General features: G+C 69.5%; 18 protein-coding genes. 8 read left to right on the forward strand and 10 right to left on the reverse strand.

The window, feature by feature from the left end:
- Window positions 1-261: 261 nt before the first annotated feature.
- Genes ACGF4F_RS23470 through ACGF4F_RS23480 form a run of 3 tightly spaced genes read left to right on the forward strand, consistent with a single transcriptional unit; the run spans window position 262 to window position 2,803 of the window.
- Complete coding sequence (locus ACGF4F_RS23470) at window positions 262-1,890, forward strand: phospholipid carrier-dependent glycosyltransferase (protein WP_357440692.1); 1,629 nt, start codon at window positions 262-264, stop codon at window positions 1,888-1,890.
- A 23-nt stretch (window positions 1,891-1,913) separates the two neighbouring features.
- Entirely contained in the window at window positions 1,914-2,357 is a 444-nt protein-coding gene (locus ACGF4F_RS23475) for a hypothetical protein (protein WP_357440690.1), read from the forward strand.
- Window positions 2,357-2,803, forward strand: a complete 447-nt coding sequence (locus ACGF4F_RS23480) for a hypothetical protein (RefSeq protein WP_357440687.1) — start codon at window positions 2,357-2,359, stop codon at window positions 2,801-2,803. Before ACGF4F_RS23475 ends, ACGF4F_RS23480 begins: the two co-directional genes overlap by 1 nt.
- Window positions 2,804-2,906: 103 nt before the next feature.
- On the opposite strand, the gene ACGF4F_RS23485 is transcribed toward ACGF4F_RS23480, so the two are convergent.
- The 5 genes from ACGF4F_RS23485 to ACGF4F_RS23505 all read right to left on the reverse strand — a co-directional run bounded on the left by ACGF4F_RS23485 (window position 2,907) and on the right by ACGF4F_RS23505 (window position 5,950).
- Window positions 2,907-3,266 (reverse strand): nuclear transport factor 2 family protein, encoded by a 360-nt coding sequence (locus ACGF4F_RS23485; RefSeq protein WP_357440684.1) that lies wholly within the window; start codon window positions 3,264-3,266, stop codon window positions 2,907-2,909.
- On the reverse strand, window positions 3,263-3,727 hold the full coding sequence (locus ACGF4F_RS23490; RefSeq protein WP_357440681.1) for an SRPBCC domain-containing protein: 465 nt from the start codon (window positions 3,725-3,727) through the stop codon (window positions 3,263-3,265). Before ACGF4F_RS23490 ends, ACGF4F_RS23485 begins: the two co-directional genes overlap by 4 nt.
- On the reverse strand, window positions 3,724-4,071 hold the full coding sequence (locus tag ACGF4F_RS23495) for a metalloregulator ArsR/SmtB family transcription factor (RefSeq protein WP_357440678.1): 348 nt from the start codon (window positions 4,069-4,071) through the stop codon (window positions 3,724-3,726). The genes ACGF4F_RS23490 and ACGF4F_RS23495 overlap by 4 nt, the downstream gene beginning before the upstream one ends.
- Window positions 4,072-4,185: 114 nt before the next feature.
- Window positions 4,186-4,602 carry an ASCH domain-containing protein gene (locus tag ACGF4F_RS23500; RefSeq protein ID WP_357440707.1) on the reverse strand — a complete coding sequence of 139 codons (417 nt, stop codon included), beginning with the start codon at window positions 4,600-4,602 and terminating at the stop codon, window positions 4,186-4,188.
- Between the two features lie 478 nt (window positions 4,603-5,080).
- On the reverse strand, window positions 5,081-5,950 hold the full coding sequence (locus ACGF4F_RS23505) for a hypothetical protein (RefSeq protein WP_393080259.1): 870 nt from the start codon (window positions 5,948-5,950) through the stop codon (window positions 5,081-5,083).
- Between the two features lie 148 nt (window positions 5,951-6,098).
- On the opposite strand from ACGF4F_RS23505, the gene ACGF4F_RS23510 reads away from it, so the two are divergent.
- The gene (locus tag ACGF4F_RS23510; protein WP_357440674.1) at window positions 6,099-6,233 is read left to right on the forward strand and encodes an ATP-grasp domain-containing protein; all 135 of its coding nucleotides are present in this window, start codon (window positions 6,099-6,101) and stop codon (window positions 6,231-6,233) included.
- Between the two features lie 69 nt (window positions 6,234-6,302).
- Entirely contained in the window at window positions 6,303-6,983 is a 681-nt protein-coding gene (locus ACGF4F_RS23515; RefSeq protein WP_393080262.1) for a class I SAM-dependent methyltransferase, read from the forward strand.
- 993 nt (window positions 6,984-7,976) lie between these two features.
- Here the strand turns inward: ACGF4F_RS23515 and ACGF4F_RS23520 are convergent.
- Together ACGF4F_RS23520 and ACGF4F_RS23525 are read right to left on the reverse strand one after the other, a co-directional pair.
- Window positions 7,977-10,595 (reverse strand): alpha-amylase family glycosyl hydrolase, encoded by a 2,619-nt coding sequence (locus ACGF4F_RS23520; RefSeq protein WP_393080265.1) that lies wholly within the window; start codon window positions 10,593-10,595, stop codon window positions 7,977-7,979.
- Between the two features lie 33 nt (window positions 10,596-10,628).
- Window positions 10,629-11,054, reverse strand: a complete 426-nt coding sequence (locus tag ACGF4F_RS23525) for a hypothetical protein (protein WP_393080268.1) — start codon at window positions 11,052-11,054, stop codon at window positions 10,629-10,631.
- A 293-nt stretch (window positions 11,055-11,347) separates the two neighbouring features.
- On the opposite strand from ACGF4F_RS23525, the gene ACGF4F_RS23530 reads away from it, so the two are divergent.
- The 3 genes from ACGF4F_RS23530 (at window position 11,348) to ACGF4F_RS23540 (ending at window position 13,481) form a co-directional block, all read left to right on the forward strand.
- Entirely contained in the window at window positions 11,348-11,965 is a 618-nt protein-coding gene (locus ACGF4F_RS23530; protein WP_393080271.1) for a hypothetical protein, read from the forward strand.
- Complete coding sequence (locus ACGF4F_RS23535; RefSeq protein ID WP_393080274.1) at window positions 11,919-12,188, forward strand: hypothetical protein; 270 nt, start codon at window positions 11,919-11,921, stop codon at window positions 12,186-12,188. The genes ACGF4F_RS23530 and ACGF4F_RS23535 overlap by 47 nt, the downstream gene beginning before the upstream one ends.
- Before the next feature lie 498 nt (window positions 12,189-12,686).
- Window positions 12,687-13,481 (forward strand): DUF998 domain-containing protein, encoded by a 795-nt coding sequence (locus ACGF4F_RS23540; RefSeq protein ID WP_393080277.1) that lies wholly within the window; start codon window positions 12,687-12,689, stop codon window positions 13,479-13,481.
- A gap of 46 nt (window positions 13,482-13,527) precedes the next feature.
- Here the strand turns inward: ACGF4F_RS23540 and ACGF4F_RS23545 are convergent, their stop codons facing one another.
- The 3 genes from ACGF4F_RS23545 to ACGF4F_RS23555 form a co-directional block, all read right to left on the reverse strand.
- Window positions 13,528-13,962 carry an ankyrin repeat domain-containing protein gene (locus ACGF4F_RS23545; protein ID WP_393080280.1) on the reverse strand — a complete coding sequence of 145 codons (435 nt, stop codon included), beginning with the start codon at window positions 13,960-13,962 and terminating at the stop codon, window positions 13,528-13,530.
- Between the two features lie 79 nt (window positions 13,963-14,041).
- The gene (locus tag ACGF4F_RS23550) at window positions 14,042-14,962 is read right to left on the reverse strand and encodes an RNA polymerase sigma-70 factor (RefSeq protein WP_357440653.1); all 921 of its coding nucleotides are present in this window, start codon (window positions 14,960-14,962) and stop codon (window positions 14,042-14,044) included.
- On the reverse strand, window positions 14,959-16,155 hold the full coding sequence (locus ACGF4F_RS23555; RefSeq protein ID WP_357440650.1) for an FAD-dependent oxidoreductase: 1,197 nt from the start codon (window positions 16,153-16,155) through the stop codon (window positions 14,959-14,961). Before ACGF4F_RS23555 ends, ACGF4F_RS23550 begins: the two co-directional genes overlap by 4 nt.
- Window positions 16,156-16,210: the final 55 nt, after the last annotated feature.

Genomic DNA, 16,210 nt, shown 5'->3' on the forward strand with positions numbered 1-16,210 from the left:
CTGCAGCGACACGTTGGACCCTTTCCACCCGGTCGATCCAACAATCATGCCAACAGGTGCATCCGAACGTTTTCGCCATTCCCCAACGGAGTCCTTCAGGGCCGAGAAGCTGACTTGGAGCCACTGGCCCGCATCACGGTCGCGGCACCGGTCCGTCACCGGATCCGGGACCGGAACATCGCTGCTTAATCGACATCGCAGAGTGGCTTGTGCGGTCACAGGTGCCAGCGACAGCGGCGCTCGTTGGCCTACGATCTGCCGATGATGGCGGCGGCTGGTGCGTACCGGAGAGGTGCCCCGCTCGGTGGCGAGGCGGCCGCCGCAGGCGGGTCGAACGTCGCGGATTCTGCCGGTGACGTCCGCCGCGCAGTCCCGGAAGTCGTCCGGCGTCGGCTGTCGCCGTTCGACGCGGGCGGTGACCTCTGCTCCTGGCTGGCCACCGCGCTGATCGTCGCCATTGCCGCCGTGCCGCGTCTGCTCAACCTGGGCAGCCCAAATGGCAAGATCTTCGACGAGCTCTACTACGCGACCGAAGCACACCACCTGCTGCTGCGCGGCTTCGAGTGGGACGAGAAGAACAACGTCGCCGCAAACGTCGTCCACCCGCCGCTCGGGAAGTGGATGATCGGGCTCGGTGAGCTGGTGTTCGGCTATAACGAGACGGGTTGGCGCGTCTCCGCCGCGGTCGTCGGCACCCTGTCGGTGCTCATCCTCGTACGCGTGGCGCGGCGGATGTTCCGGTCCACCGTGCTGGGGTGCGCGGCGGGTCTGTTGATGGCGCTGGACGGCATGCATCTGGTGTTGTCCCGGGTGGCGCTGCTCGACATCTTTCTGATGTTCTTCATCCTCGCGGCGTTCGGCACTCTGCTCCTCGACCGCGACGCCCGCCGACGGCGCTGGCTGGCGGCGCTCGAAGCCGGCCTCGACCCTTCCGTGCCGGGGCCGGCCGGCCGCCTGCCGTTCGCGGTGCCGTGGTGGCGCCTGGCCACCTTCGTTCTGCTCGGCTGCGCGTGCGCGGTCAAGTGGAGCGGCATCTGGTACGTGCTCGCCTTCGCCGCGCTGATGCTCTACTGGGAGATGCAGGCACGCCGCTCCGCGGGCGTACGCCGCCCGTGGCGGGACGCTCTGGTCAGAGAGATCGGCTGGCTGGCGATCGGCGGCACTCTTCTCCTCGTCGTGTACCTGGCGAGCTGGTCAGGCTGGTTGTCAACCGACGGGGGACACTTCCGGCACTGGTTGCGCGACGCCGGCCACGACGAGTTGCCGATCGTGGGCGCACTGCAGAACCTCTGGCACTACCACGCGGAGGCGTTACGGTTCCACACCACGCTGGAGAAGGCGCATCGCTACCAGTCCTGGCCGTGGCAGTGGCTGCTGCTCGGGCGACCGGTCGCGTTCGACTGGTGGTGTGGCGGCGCACCATGCGCCGGGTCAGCCCCCACAAGGGAGGTCCTGCTGTTGGGGACGCCGCTGCTGTGGTGGTCGTTCATCCCGGCGCTGGGCGCACTGACCTGGTTCGGCATCGCGCGACGGGACTGGCGGGTCGGCCCCATCTGGCTCGGCATCCTCGCCGGACTGCTGCCCTGGTTCTACTTCGCCGTCGCCGACCACCGGACGATGTTCTATTTCTACGCCCTTCCCGCGGAGCCGTTCCTGGTCCTTGCCGTCGTCTACGTCCTCGGCATGGTCATGACTCCGCCTCGCCCCTCGGCTGCCACCGGCAGCGCGCCGTCCGGACCTGACCGGCGTCCGATCGGCGTCATCGTCGCAGCGGCCTACGTGCTACTGGTTGCGGCTTGCTTCGCGTACTTCTATCCGATCTACGTCGGCAAGGTTCTGCCGTACACCGACTGGGCCGCCCGCATGTGGTTGGGTAACCGCTGGATCTAATTCCGGTCTGATCCCGGGCGCTCGTGCTGGTGCTGGAGATCCACTGGCCGTATGCTCCGTGCGTGTCACAGCCGGGGTCCCGTCTCGTCGCGGCGCGGTTGCTCGTGGTCGGGCAGCTGTCGATGGTGGCGCTCTATATGGCGGGCGTGGTCGTCCCGTACCTGCTGACGTTCACCCTCGAGGGGATCGATCACTGCTCGTCGACGAGCGGATGCCAGGCGCCCGGCGACGTGTTCAGCGGGCCGATGTTGGTGCTGCTGTTTCCCGCCATGATCATCACGGTGCTGGGGCCGATGGCGGCGGTCCTCTTGCTGCTGATGTCGTTTACCTCGCTGGCCAGGCGGCGTCGGGAGATGTCCGCCGTGCTGCGGCGGTCGCTGTTCGGGGCGGCCGGGCTCACGTTGGCCTTCCTGGTCTTCACGCTGCTGCCGCCGGGCCGACTGCTGCTGGGCTGGGTGCTGGACTGATGACGAAGGGACTGTGGCGGGCGCAGCTGGCTCTGGTGTGGGCTTTCGGGCTCGCGGTCTTCTTCTTCCTCTTCGGACTGCTGGGCGGGCCGCACGGCGGAAACAGCAACGGCGTGTACGACATGGTGTACGGACCGCTCCCTGAGGGAGTGTCGGTGCGTGGCTCGCTGGCCTTTCCGCCCGCCTGGTTCACCTTGCTCGCCATGGCGGTGGCCTGGCTGGCCCCGCTCATCGCGGCGTTTCTCGCCTGGCAGGGCCGGCGTGCGCTGAAGGGCGACGGAGAGCAGGGTCTGCGGGACCGGATACAGGCCGGCACCGTCGCCGCCTTCGTCATCGTGGTGTCCTACCTGACGCCGATCGGCTGGACGCTGGTCTACGGACTGACCCGCTGGACGATCATGAACATCTGGGGCGAGGGCCCGGACGCGGCGCAACTGGGGTCTTGAGCGGGCGGCACCTCGCCGACGAAGATTGCCGAGCGCAAGACCCGCAGCTCAACTCATTCTGAAACTGCGGCTCCCCTCGACGGGGTGGATCATCCGGCCACGATCAGTGAGGCAGCGGGACGACGTAGGAGTCGACGCGGGCGATGAGCCCGTCGCGGAAGGTGAACAGGTCGTTGAAGGCGAAGCGGAACGGCCCATGGTCGACGCTGACGCCGCGGCCCTCGCCTATGGCGACGACGACTCGACCGTCCTCGTAGACGCGCTGAACGTCGAGCTCGGGGCTTCCGGTGAACGCCGGATTCTCGATCTCGCCGTCGAACTCTGCCTTGCCGCGGGTGGTTCGGTGGCCGTGGATGACCCACTCGACGTCGTCGGTAAGGGTCGCGAGGATGCGCAGGTGGTCGCTCGCCCGGAATCCGTCGAAGTACTCTGCGACGAGGCCGCGCTGGGTCGTTGGCGTCACGGCGTTCTCCGTCCTTGTGTGGGCTCGTGGTGCTGCAGGTGTGCGGCGAGGGCGTCGAGGATCGAGGCGAGCCCGTCGACTGCTTGCGCTGTCCGGAGCTCAGGGGGAAGGCGCCGCTGATGGACCATGAGGTCCGTGCCATCGCCGGCGGGTTGGACGGTGACGGTCGTGCGGAGGCCGGTGACAGACTCGTCGAAGACCAGTTCGTGCGGAGCGGTGACGCTCACGTAGACGAACCGGAGCCGGCGGGTCCGGCCGTCCGGCGCGCGGGTGTCAAGCGCGAACTCTCCGCCGGGACGCAGATCGACGCTTACCGACTCAGGCGGCACGGTGGCGTGGGAACCTCCCCAGAATGCCGCGATGCTTGCTGGCGAGGTGAAGGCGGCCCAGACACGTTCGGGTTCCGCCCGGAGGTGGCGCTGGGCGATCAGTTCGTCGCCGTGGAGCTCGGCGCTGGTCAACGAGCCGCTCCCTCGTCGGTGAGATGCCGCTCGAGGGCGTCGAGCCGATCGTTCCACGCGCGGCGCTGGTCGTCGATCCACGTGCCGAGCAGCGAAAGCTGATCGACCCTGAGTCGGCAGGGGCGTCTGGTGCCCTCGCGTCGCTGCTCGACCAGGCCGCACCGCCGCAGGACACCGACGTGGTGGGAGATTGCCTGTGGGGTCAGGTCGAACGGTGCAGCAAGCTCTCCCACCGTGGCATCGCCTCCGGCGAGACGAGTCACGAGGGCGCGACGGACGGGGTCGCCGAGGGCGGCGAAGGCCAAATCCAGGTCCGGACCAGGGGCCACGAGTGCAGGAGCCATGGCCCCACCCTAGTGCAAACCATCATTTGCGCAAGCAGCCTTTTGCGTATGTCGCGCCTGCGGGTGCCATGTGCGGGCTCCCAGCAGCGATATCGCCGTGCGGTCGTGGCGCGGTCAAAGCATCGCGACGAGCCGGAACCGTTCCAGCACAGCTGGCGTGTCGTCGTCCACGGTGAAGTCCGGATCACCCAGCCACCCTCGGTAGTCCGTTCCGTGCCAGTAGTCCTCGTGGCCAGCCCGCCAGGCGGCGACCGAGTCGTGCCCCTCGCCCTCGTCCCGGGCGTGGTCAAGGTCCACGTCGCCCAGCCGGCTGACTCTCACCTCGGTCAGTTCGATCACGGCCACCCGGCGACCGGCAGAATCGACCACCGCCGCCCGGGCACCCACGACCGGTAGTGGCTCGCCTTCGATCTCGTAGTCCTGGAGCAGGCCCGTCGTGGTGGTCTTGGTCCCATCGAGCACTGCAGCGACCAGCTTGTCGCGCAGCGGACCAGGGAAGGCGAACTCGAACGTGGGTAGATCGTCTGCGATCACCGGAGGAGACTAACGAGAGACCCTTGTCGCCAGCGAGCCGATTGTGCTGCCCATACGAGCAGTGTTGATACCGCGGATCGACTCGTCGCGGCCAGCCGTCCTGGCATGGCTGGGCCATGACATCCTCGATCTCCGGGATCTGGACTCCTGGCCTGCCTGGGGCTCGACCGCCTGAGCGCACGGCACCCCGGCACCTTGACCGACAAGGTCATCTTCCGTCGCTGGCCCGCCCAAGGCCGCGTATCGCACTGGACTCGGACCGAGGTAACAGGCGCCCAGCGACATCCATGCCATGAATGCGGCAACCGCCACGGCGAGCGAACGCCTCATGATGGAATCCTCGGGGACCGCCACTACGTATCCAACACGGGCTGGCATCAGTGCGCTCACTCTGCGGCCTACGAGCAGCCACAAGCGCCGGTCCAGGAATAGCCGGCCGGGGAGTCCCTGGCGCGTGACGCACGCCGGGTGCCCGTCACAGTCTGACGAGATGCCAGGTGGATTTCAGGACGTCATAGACCGCGGCGCGATCGACCTGACGCGGCAGCTGCCGGGAAAGCCGCCACGGCTCGGACGCGGCGGAGAGGTCCACGGTAACCGTACGTGAGGACGCAGCACCGAGCCTCCCGATCCAATGTGGGCTATCCGCGATCAGGGCTTCGACGAGACTATCGGTTGGCTCTGACACCTCCACGGGCTCGGCCTTGACCAGGGCAGAGCCAACCAACAGAGCCAGCAGGCGCCGCATGATGGCCAGGCAAACTCCCCGATCAGTTGATTCCACCCAGGCATAACAATCGTCGTGTCCGGAATACCAGAGCGAACATCCAGGAAGCGCCGGCAGGATCGGCTGACCTTGTTCGGCTGTCCCGATGGCGAGCGCGATCTCGTCCAACTGCTCCGCGCGCGGCCTGCCGGGAAGGCCGACCAGCGTCAACTCGTACGGTGCCCAGCCGTACAGGAAACCGGGCAGGTCCTGGCGCCGCATCACCAGGGCCTCATCGCTGAGACCGACAACGCCGCCAGCCAGCGAACCGAAACCGTGAACCGAGCAGGTGACGCCCTGCGCTGCCGCTATCCGCGATGGCTGCCACTGCACGTACTTCTCGTCCAGGAAGCTGTTGGTGGCGACGTCCACGACGACGACGGTGTCCTGCGCAGCGCTGACCAGGACATCAGCGAGTTCCGACGCTTGCACCGCCGTCGCGGCGACCACCCAGCAGCCCGCGATCTCGCGAACGCTGAAGCTCAGCGGAAACGGTGCGCCGTCAAGGCCGACTGCGTTGACCGAGAACGCGCCGCCAGGCCCAACACAAATCACGATTCCCTCCGCGCAGCCCGACAATGCGTCACCTGAAAGAGATCATCACACTGTCCCGACCGACACATCAGGTCCCACCGAACGCGTAGAGCTCCAAACGACCACCCGCCGTCAGACATAGACGTCACTGACCTGGCACCGCGGGTGGCCGCTTCGGCTGCCGTTCGTCACCGTGGACCTCGCACTGCGCGTCGATGGCGTCTGGCGGGTTGTCGAGGTTGGCGACGGCCAGGTCAGCGACCGGCCGGGCAACATCGCACCGCAGGCTCTGATCGCCGCGCTCATCACCGGATCGGCCGTTCAGTAGGGCTCTGGCAGGCTGTTCTTCGTGGCGGAACGTTTGCTCGATGATGAGGCCCTGGAATCGTCCGCGGTGGTGGCGAACTCGGCGATGAACCGGGAACGGCAACTCGCTGGTGTGAACAGCTACACGCGGGAACTCGGGTTCAATCCACTCGAGTGGATCGTCGCCCGGATCCGGCAATCCCCACCCAGTCCGCCGCAGCAGACAACCATCGGCTGGCTGGATCTGTGCTGCGGGACCGGGCGGTGCCTCCTACAGGCCGCAGACACCCTCGCCCGCGACGGGCTCGATCAGCTCGTCACGATCGTCGGCGTGGATCTCGTCGACTTCTTCGACCCGACGCCAATCCGGGGCACGGCGCTGCAACTGAACTGTGCCTCCATCACGTCCTGGTCGCCGCCGCGCCGATTCGACCTCATCACCTGCGTCCACGGACTGCACTATGTCGGCGACAAACTCGCGGTGTTGACCCGCATCGCCAGCTGGCTCACCGACGACGGACAGTTCAGCGCCGATCTCGACCTGGACAGCGTGCGCCTCGCCGATGGTCGGCCCGCCGGCCGGAGACTCGCCACCGCACTACGCGGGGCAGGCTTCGCCGTGGACACCCGCCGTCGGCGGATCAGGCGGAACGGGCCTGGCGTCGTGTCACTGCCGTACACGTATCTCGGCGCCGACGACCGCGCTGGCCCCAACTACACCGGCCAGCCCGCGGTCAACTCCTACTACACCGAAACACGCCGCCTTCGGTGATCAGTAGCCGCCGACGAGATGCCCACTGAGATGTGGTACGCGCTAGGCCACCGCAGCGGTATCAGAGGATGCTGCCCGGGCGAGGCCATGCCGCCCGGAGCCAGCGGCTGTGGATGGCCTCGTGGCGGACCGGGTCGACGGCGGCCGGGTCGTCGAGGAGGGTGACCAGCAGGGCGCCGTTGGGGAGCCGGCGCGTGCGGGCGGCGACCTCGGGCAGCCGTGGCGGTGGCAGACGAAGCTCGCGGAAGGGTGTCCGCCTCGGGCACCGGTCGGCGATAGCAGAAGCATGCGTCCAGAGCCCAGACGAGGTGGCCGTCCTCCCAGCTGACAAAGACGTCGATGTCGCCGTTCGTCCAGAAACTGGCCGTGCTCGGCGCCCGTCGCCATTGCGGCGAGCGCCGTGTCGAGGTCCTCGACCGTGCGTTGGTCGGCATCGGGGTTCGTGACAGGTTGATCAGCCCGTCGGGACGCTGCGGGAGCAGATTCCGCTCGGCTCCCAGTGCATACAACTGGCGAAGGGCCGGCCCGGCCGGCGCGGGTACCCGCAGTTCCCAGATCCAGTCCGATCCCACGACCGCATGGTGCCGATCCGCCGCCATCCCGGGCAAGCCGGTTACAAGATCCGCTCATGTCGGCGTTCGCTCCGCCAAGAACGGGCCCTACTGGACGGAATGTGCCGCGAAGCGTCCACTACCGGACGTGCGGCGGCTGCTCGGCAATCGTTGTGTCACCGAGTCCGGCGTTGGTGCGGAACTGGAGCACGTCCATGGCCTGGGGCAGCGGGATCAGCGGGTCGGCTGATCGCATCGCGAGGAGACCAGGTATCGCGCCACGACTGATCGCCGCATCGATTGCCCGCTGCGTCTCCGGTGGAAGCGACTCCCAGGTGGCCTTGCCCGCACAGAGGTGGCACGGCAGACCAACTCGTTCTGCAAGATCCGTGGCGCAGCGCCGGCCGCAGCCCGAGCAGCAGTAGTCGATCATGCGCGGGGCTCAGGCGGACGGGGGCGGGGTCTCCGCCGTGGACAGGGAGAGCCAGAAGAAGCCGTGACCGGCGAGGCCCAGGTCGTATTCGCCGGACTCCCGCACCGCGGGGAATTCGGCGCCGCCCATGAGCTCCCGTGGCCGACGGCCGGCGTGGGAGGACAGGGTCAGTGTCGTCGTCTGCGGGTATCGGGAGAAGTTGAACAAGCACAACACCTCGTCGTCGGGCTCGCCGCGGAGGACGGCGAGCACCGCCGGGTTGGTCGACCGGACGATGCGGCAGCCAGGGCGGGAGAACGCCGTCCAGGCGTGGCGAGTCTCGATCAGCTTCTCGATCACGTGCAGCAGGGACGACCGTGAGCGGAGCTGGTTCTCCACGTTGACCGCCATGTAGCCGTAGATCGACTCGTGGATCAACGGCGCCGGCAGATTCTCCGGCTGCGCCACGGAGAAGCCGCCGTTGCGGTCCGGTGCCCACTGCATCGGCGTGTTGACCGCCCGGTTGCCGGGCAGCGACAGGTTCTCGCCCATGCCGATCTCGTCGCCGTAGTAGATGACCGGAACGCCGGGCATCGACAGCAGCAACGCGAAGGCGAGTTCGAGCTGGCCCCGGTCGTCGTTGAGTAGGCTGGCCGTCCGCCGGCGGATACCGGTCACGCCGCGCATGCGGGCCAGCGGCGCGTAGGTGTGCTGCAGTTCGTCGCGTTCCCGCTCGGGCAGCAGGCCCAGCGACATCTCGTCGCCGTTGCGGAGGAACACCGTCCAGTGGCGGTCATCCGGCTGGTCACGCATCTGCAGCAGCACCTGTGACACCGGCCGGTGCGTCTCCCGCCGCATGGCGAGCAGCAGGCGCGGCATGAGCGACGCGTACGTGACCAGGTGGCACTCGGGGTGCTCGGTGGTGCCGAAGTAGGAGCTGGCGCCCTCCGGCCAGTCCTCACTCCATGCGATGAGGATCCGGTTCGGGTACGTCGCGTCCAGCCAGGATCGTAGGTCCCGCAGGTAGGTGTGCGTCTCGGCGAGGCTCTTGCTCGACGTGCCGGTGCGCTCGAACAGGTAGGGGACCGTGAGCAGGCGCAGCCCGTCGACCCCCTGGCGGAGCCAGAAGTCCATCACCGCGCGCATGGCGGCCCGCACCTTGGGTGCGTCGTAGTTCAGGTCCGGCTCGTGCCGGCTGTAGCGGTGCCAGTAGTACTGCCGCCGCTTACCGTCGTAGGTCCAGCCCCCGCCCTGGCTGCTGAGCGGATCGTCCGCCTCGGCGTAGTCGTCGCCCGTGTCGCGCCACACGTAGAAGTTCCCGTACGGGCCGTCCGGGTCGCTCCGGGAGGCGGTGAACCAGGGATGCTCGTCGCTGGTGTGGTTGAGCACCAGGTCCAGCACCACCCGCAGGCCCTGGCGGTGGGCGAGGCTGAGCAGTTCCAGCAGGTGCGAGGGCTGCCCGAGGCTGGCGTCGATGGTCTCGAAGTCGGACGCGGCCCGGCCGTCACCCAGGGACGGCGACGCCATGATCGGGTTCAGCAGCAGGCAGTCCACTCCCAGCCGGCGCAGGTAGTCCAGTTTCTCTGTGACGCCGTGCAGGTCGCCGTGGCCGTCGCCGTCCGAGTCGTAGAAGAACGGCACGTTCACTTCGTAGAAGGTGCTGCCGGCCGCCCAGTTCGGGTCGCCCGGCGGCTGCGGGCCGGGGCCGTCCGAGGCCTCGGTGCGGGCGAGCCGGAGCTGACCCGACAGGGCCTGCCGGGCTCGCGCGGCCACCCGCTCCGCCGTGTCCCGCTCCAGGGCCTCAAGGGTCTCGAACGCGGCCACGAGCTGCTCGCGGGTCCGCTGGTTGCCGTGCGCCCAGTTGCTCAGCTCGTCCACGGCGAGCACCCGCGCCGACGCGAGCCCGCTGCGGGTGAGCGCGAGCAGGTCGTCCGGAATCAACTCGGGCCGCCGGGGCGCGTTGCTGAGGATCAGGTCCCCGACGCCGGCGGCCCGCATCTGGGGGGTCTGCCGGCGTTCCCGGTCGACCATCCGGACGGCCGCGTACTCGAAGGCTTCCCGGACGCTGATGATGCCGTTGCCGTCCCGGTCGGCGGCACCGGTCCGCAGCCCTTCGAGGAAGGGGCCGGAGAACGCGGACGGCAGCGCGTGCTGCTTGTAGCCGTCACCCTCGTGGGCCAGCTCGGTGGCCCCGGCGGACACCACGACGATGCGGCTGCGGTCCCCGCGCTGCTTGAGGTCGCCGAAGGCGCCCGCATGGCAGCAGTCCAGGATCAGGACCAGCTCGCTGGCCCGGCACTCGTCGAGCCAGTGTCGCAGCTCGTCGGTCGGCACCGCGGTGGGCGGGAGGCGGTCCAGGTCGGTGTCGGTCGCGGTGAGGTAGAGGCGATGGCCGTCGTGCAGCCGGCCGTGGCCGGAGTAGTACACGAGCAGGAAGTCGTGCGGATCGGCGCTCGTCAGGAAGTCGTAGAGCGTGACCTGCACCGTGTGGGAGTCGTCGTCGAGGCAGTCCCGGACGTCGTCGAACGCGCCCAGGGCGGGGTCCCGGAGGAGTCGTCCCCAGTCCTTGAGATCACTGGCGGGTGAGTCGAGGTCGGGCAATCCTTCGCTGGTGTAGCTGCCCACACCGATCAGGAGTGCCCGCTTCACCGCGGCTGCCCACCGGCTCGGAACGCTCCCGGGTCACTCACCATCGACCTTCTCGGGCACGGCGGGCGTGCCCTGCCGGGGCACCGACACCGACTTGATGACCTCGGTCAGGGTCTTCTCCGACACGTCCCGCACCTCGATCTCGGTGCCGTCCGGGAGACTCATCCGCAGGTGCTTGCCCTTGTTGCGGTCCTGGTAGCGCTTGATGACCTCGGCCAGGTGCTTGATGTCCGCCGCGGCGCGCTTCGCGGTCGGATAGCTGAAGACCGCGAGGGTGAGTGCGCCGAAGATGATGCTGACCGTATCTCGCGTCCCCGGCCCGGCCGCCTCGACGAGTTCCGCCGCCTCGACGCCTGGAAGGTGGTTCAGGTGGTCCTTCAGCTGGCGGGTCTGCGCGGCCAGTTCCTCATCGCTGACCGGCCCGTCGGACACCACCCGCAAGATCAATCCATCGGCCATGATCCCATCGTGGTCGCACTCGGTTGACCGTGCAAGGGTCCCGGCCATGGGATCCCGCGCGGCGCCGGGTGCTGTGCCGGTGGTACGCCCGTCACCACGCGATCCGACCCTTACGCGGGCCCTCGACGGCCGGGTGATGACGTGCATCCGACAGATCGCGACGCCGCCGGGATTCCGTGCCGGGTGCGGCAACCACGGGTGACCGTGCGCCGTCCAAGCACTGGGACCGGCGGTTGGGCCGGCACGGCGGAAGGACGGCGAACGAGATGGGCCGGCGAAGGTTCCTCCTGACGATGGTCGCGGTCGGGGCCCTGCTGGCGGGCTGCGCCGGAGGGACAGCGGCGGAAAAGTCTCCGCCGCCCGCCCTGCCGCCGGGCAGCGGAAGCCCGGGGGTAGCGGATCCAGTGGCGTTGCTGGGCAACTGGACGCTGGCCGGAGTCGCCGAGGAGCCGCATGGCATCCTGCGTCTCGCACCCGATCGGATCCAGCTCTTCGGCCGCTGCGGGATCCTGGTCGGTTCCTGGCGGGCCGATGCCGGTGGTCTCTTCGTCGCCGCGATGTTCGGCTCATCCGGGGCGGAGGGCGGCCCTGGCTGCACCAACGCCGAGCCGAACCCGCGGTGGCTGCAGCGGGTCACCTCGTACCGGCTGGAGGGTGACATGCCGATGCTCCTCGACGCCGACGGCGCGCTCGTTGCCCGCCTGCGGCCGGGGGCGACCCCGACGCCCGGACCGTACCTGGCGGCATCCGAGGTGGCGCCACCGGAGATCACCGACGAGGTCCGGCGGCAGTTCGCGCCCGCAGCGGCGCTGCCGGCAACCCTGACTCCCGCCGCCGGGGACCGGCTGGTCGGGGTGGGTGCCCGTGTCCGGGCCCAGGAGGGCGTACGTCGAGTTCAAGGCCGACGGTGAGTGGCGCGGATCCGACGGCTGCAACGGTCACGGCGGGCGCTGGGTGGTGGGCTCCGGAGGAGCCTTCCTTGCCACCACCGGGCCCAGCACCCTGATCGGCTGCGACGGGGTACCCGTTGGGGCGTGGCTAGCTTCGTCCTGGCGGGCTGGACTGGCCGGCGAGACCCTGGTGCTCCTCGACGCCCGGTCCAAGGAGACGGGCCGGCTGCGCCGCGCCGACTGAGTACGCCCGGGATTGTGCGGCTGCCAGCGGATCCTGTTCGGCCTGGACGGATTCGGGCTGGGCGATCGGATGGGCCCGATCGGTTACATCTTCGCGGTCGGCTTTGCGGGTGACCGCGAATCTGGTCAGGCAGGTGGCGTAGTTCGTCGGGCAGCGGGTATCCGGCGGAGCGCCTCTGGCCGTCAGCACGGAGCGTGCGGTAGCGGCGAGCGGTGCGGACGAGCGTCCTGAGCGATCAGCCTGTGCCGTCCTCGATCCGGTGGTTGACGGCGAAGACGATGGCCAGGTGTGCCTCGATCCCCGACACTGCACGAGGCGCGCTCCGTGGGCGCCCCTGCCGGCTGATCCCGGCAGGAAGGGCCCTGTCATCGCCTTCGGGATAGGGAGGGAACCCTTGTCAACGTCTCTGGTGGCGGCGCCGCCGGCAGGTTTGCCGAGGTGCGCCGACGGGCGGCGGGGACACCAGTGGTGGATGCGGCCCGGGCTGGGGTGGGCCGGATGACCGACGCCCGTCTCGCGCTTCGTGTCGCCAACCGGCTCGGGCGGCTCCTCGGCCTGGCCGCCGCCGCGGTGGCGCTGGTGCTGTTCGCCCTGCTGCACGTGCTGGTGGCCCGGCTCAGCCCGGTTACGGACACGATCAGCGACTACGCCCTCTCCCCGGACGGCTGGATCTTCGACACGGCGGTCTTGGTGCTGGCCGCAAGCTCGATATGCCTGCTCGGTCCGTTGCTGCGGCGGCAGGCCGCCGTACCCTCGGCCACCGCCTGCTACGCCTGCTGGTGCCTCGGACTGGTGGTGCTGACGGTCTTTCCACGCGACCCGGTGGGAGCACCGACCACCGTGACCGGCGAGATCCACAAATGGGCATCCGTGATCGCCCTGCTCAGTCTGCCGCTCGGCGCGCTGCTGACGGCCCGGCGCAGGCGCGGACCGGGGGCCCGGGTGGTGGCGGTGACCGCGGCGGTCTGTCTGGTCGCCCTCGTTCCGTTCGTCTCCGCCTACCTGGCGAGTTCGCCGCTGAAGCCGTACCTCGGGCTGATCGAACGGGCCGTCGCGCTGGGCGAGGTCGTCCTGCTGCTATTGCTCGGCACGATCCGGCTGGGCCTGCAGGCAACCGCGCACCTGGCGGCGGAATCGGCTCCCGGCCTGAATCAACCCGGCAGCCGATCGCTCCTGGATGGGTGGCGCGGCGGGGCGTATCGGGCGGGGGATGTCCAGCTCGGCGGCGCCGTCGACAGCGTCGGCAAGCGACGTGTGGCTGGGCAGCTCGGCGGCGGTGGGCGCCCCCGGTAGGCCGCTCCGGTGGGGCAGACACTGCCAGTGGCGCTCGGGCTGCTCGCTACGCGCGTGATGTCCGATGGGGTGACGCGCCCGCGGCCACCAGCAGAGCGGCCGTCTCTGCGTGGCCGCCTCGGACGGCCCAGTCGAGCGGCGACAGGCCGTTGCCGTGGTCTTCACGGAGGTTCGGGTCCGCGCCCCACGCGAGGAGTACGCGTACCACCTCGGTGTGCCCCCACGCCGCGGCACCGGTCAGCGGCGTGCCCTCCTCACCACGCCCGCTCTCCACGTTCGGATCCGCGCCGGCCTCCAGGAGGACCCGTACCACCGCGGGCTCATTGTGCACGGATGCCCGGTACAGGGGCGTCGTGCCGTCGCGGTCCGCCGCGTTCGGGTCCGCCCCCGCGCCCAGCAGCGTGAGGACAGCGCGGAGGTCGTCGCCCAACAGCGCCGCCATCAGGCGGGCGGTGAGTTTCTTGCGCTCTCGGACGTTCACCAGCACCAGCGTAGGCGGCTCCAGACCACCCGGGCCCTGCCCCGTCGACCAGGGTCGACCGGGCAGGGCCCGCGCCGACTCACTCCGTCCCGATGTCGTGCGCGGTGCCGTCGGCGACCGCCCGAAGCTTGTCCGGGTTGGCCACGTTGTGGATGGCGGTAATGCGGCCGACGGCGTCGAAATCGAAGGTGACGGTGGCGATCACCCGACCCGGTCCGCTGAACACGATGCCCGGACCGCCGTTGAGCTCGACGAGTTCAACGTTCATGTCGGCCGGCTCGACGCCCTGATAGGTGACGGTGCCGATGGCGGCGAACCAGGCGGCCACCGTACCCGCGCCGACGACCGGGCGAAGGGCCTGGCGGACCTTACCGCCGCCGTCGGTCCACAGGGTGACGTCCGGAGACAGCAACTCCATCAGGGCGTTGATGTCGCCACCGGTCGCGGCCGCGAAGAACCGCTCGGTGACCTCGCGCTGCCGTGACCGGTCCGCCGTGAAGCGCGGCCGCCGGGCGCGCACATGGTTACGGGCCCGGTGCGCGGCCTGCCGCACCGAGGTCTCGGAGCGCTCCAGGGCCTCCGCGATCTCGGCATGGCTGAAGTCGAAGACCTCCTTCAGCACGAACACCGCGCGCTCGAGCGGGCTCAGGGTTTCCAGCACCACCAGCATCGCCGTCGACACCGACTCGGCTTCCGTGACCACCTCGGCGGTGTCGCCGGTGGTGAGGATGGGTTCGGGCAGCCACGGTCCGACATAGGTCTCGCGCTTGTGCCGGGTGGACCGCAGCCGTTCCAGCGCCAGGTTCGACACGATCCGCGCCAGGTACGCCTTGGGGTCGGCCACCTGTGCGCGGTCGGCGGCCGACCACTTGATCCAGGCGTCCTGGACGGCGTCCTCGGCGTCGGCCGCGGTGCCGAGGATGCGGTACGCCACAGAGAAGAGCAGGTTGCGGTGCTGGTGGAAGACCTGCTGGTCGAGGTCTGACGGCAGGTGGGTCACCGTGCCTCCCGGGTGAAGCGACCGCCGTGGGGCCATAACGCGCCCGAGGCGGGCATCTTCTTCATGCGGCCGTAGGTCGGCCAAGGCGAAGCGGTCACCGTCTCCTTGTACCGTGCCGCCAGGCGGCCGGTCAGACACACCCGCCGGGGGCTGTCGTCGGGGCGGGTGAACTGCACGACCGCATCGTGCCGGCCCAGGCTCACCGGCGTGTGGTAGAAGCCGAACCGGAACGGCTTGGGCTGCTTACCCGCCAGCGTACGGACGATCGACACCGCCGCGTGCACCCCGGTCGGCATACCACCTTGGCAGGTGCCGTGCATGACGCCGTAGCCCTGACGGATCGCGGCCGCGTCGCCCACGGCGTACACGTCCGGGTGTGACACCGACCGCAGCGCGGCGTCGGTGACGACGCGGCCGCGCTCGTCGACGGTCAGCCCGGCGGCGGCCGCCAGCGGTGACACCCGCGTGCCGCTGGTCCACAGGACCACCTCGGCGGCGATGCTCTCCCCGCCAGCCAGCTCGACCGAATCGAGCAGCACCTTCACCACCTCGACCCCGCTGCGCGCCTGGACGCCCAGCCGCTTGAGTGCGGCCTGCAGATACGCCTTCGCCTTCGGGTTCATGGCCGCACCGGGCTCGCCCCGGCCCAGCAGCACGACATTCAGTTCCGGGTGCCGCTCGGCGATCTCCGCGGCCGACTCGACACCGGTCAGCCCGCTGCCACCGACCACCACCGTGCCGCTGCCCAGCTGCGCCAGCCGAGCGGCCAGCAGCTGCGCGTCCTGGGCGCTGTTCAAGGTGTACGCGTGGTCCTCGACACCCGGAACCGCCGCCGTGTCGGCCACGCTGCCCAACCCGTACACCAGCGTGTCGTAGTGCAGGACCCGGTCGTCGTCGATCCGCACGATCTTCGCGTCCGCGTCCACCGCCGTCACCCAGCCACGCACGAACTGCGCACCCGTACCGTCCAACAGCTCCGGGATGCTCAGCTCGGCGACCTGCTGGCCGGTCGCCGTCATGTGCAGCCGCAGCCGTTCGGTGAACCGGTCCTGCGCATTCACCAGGGTCACCTGCACGTCCTCACGCCGCCTGACCCGGGCCGCGAGCTGGACAGCCGCGGCCATGCCCGCGTAACCCGCCCCCAGGATCAGGACGCGGTGGGTGCTCGTGCCGGCTTCGCGCTGTGTGCTCATCGTTGCGCCTTCCTCCACGGGTTGCTGACGACCAGCAGATGGAAGCTGCCCGCCC

The sequence above is a fragment of the Micromonospora sp. NPDC047740 genome (genome assembly GCF_043204735.1).
Lineage (GTDB): Bacteria > Actinomycetota > Actinomycetes > Mycobacteriales > Micromonosporaceae > Micromonospora.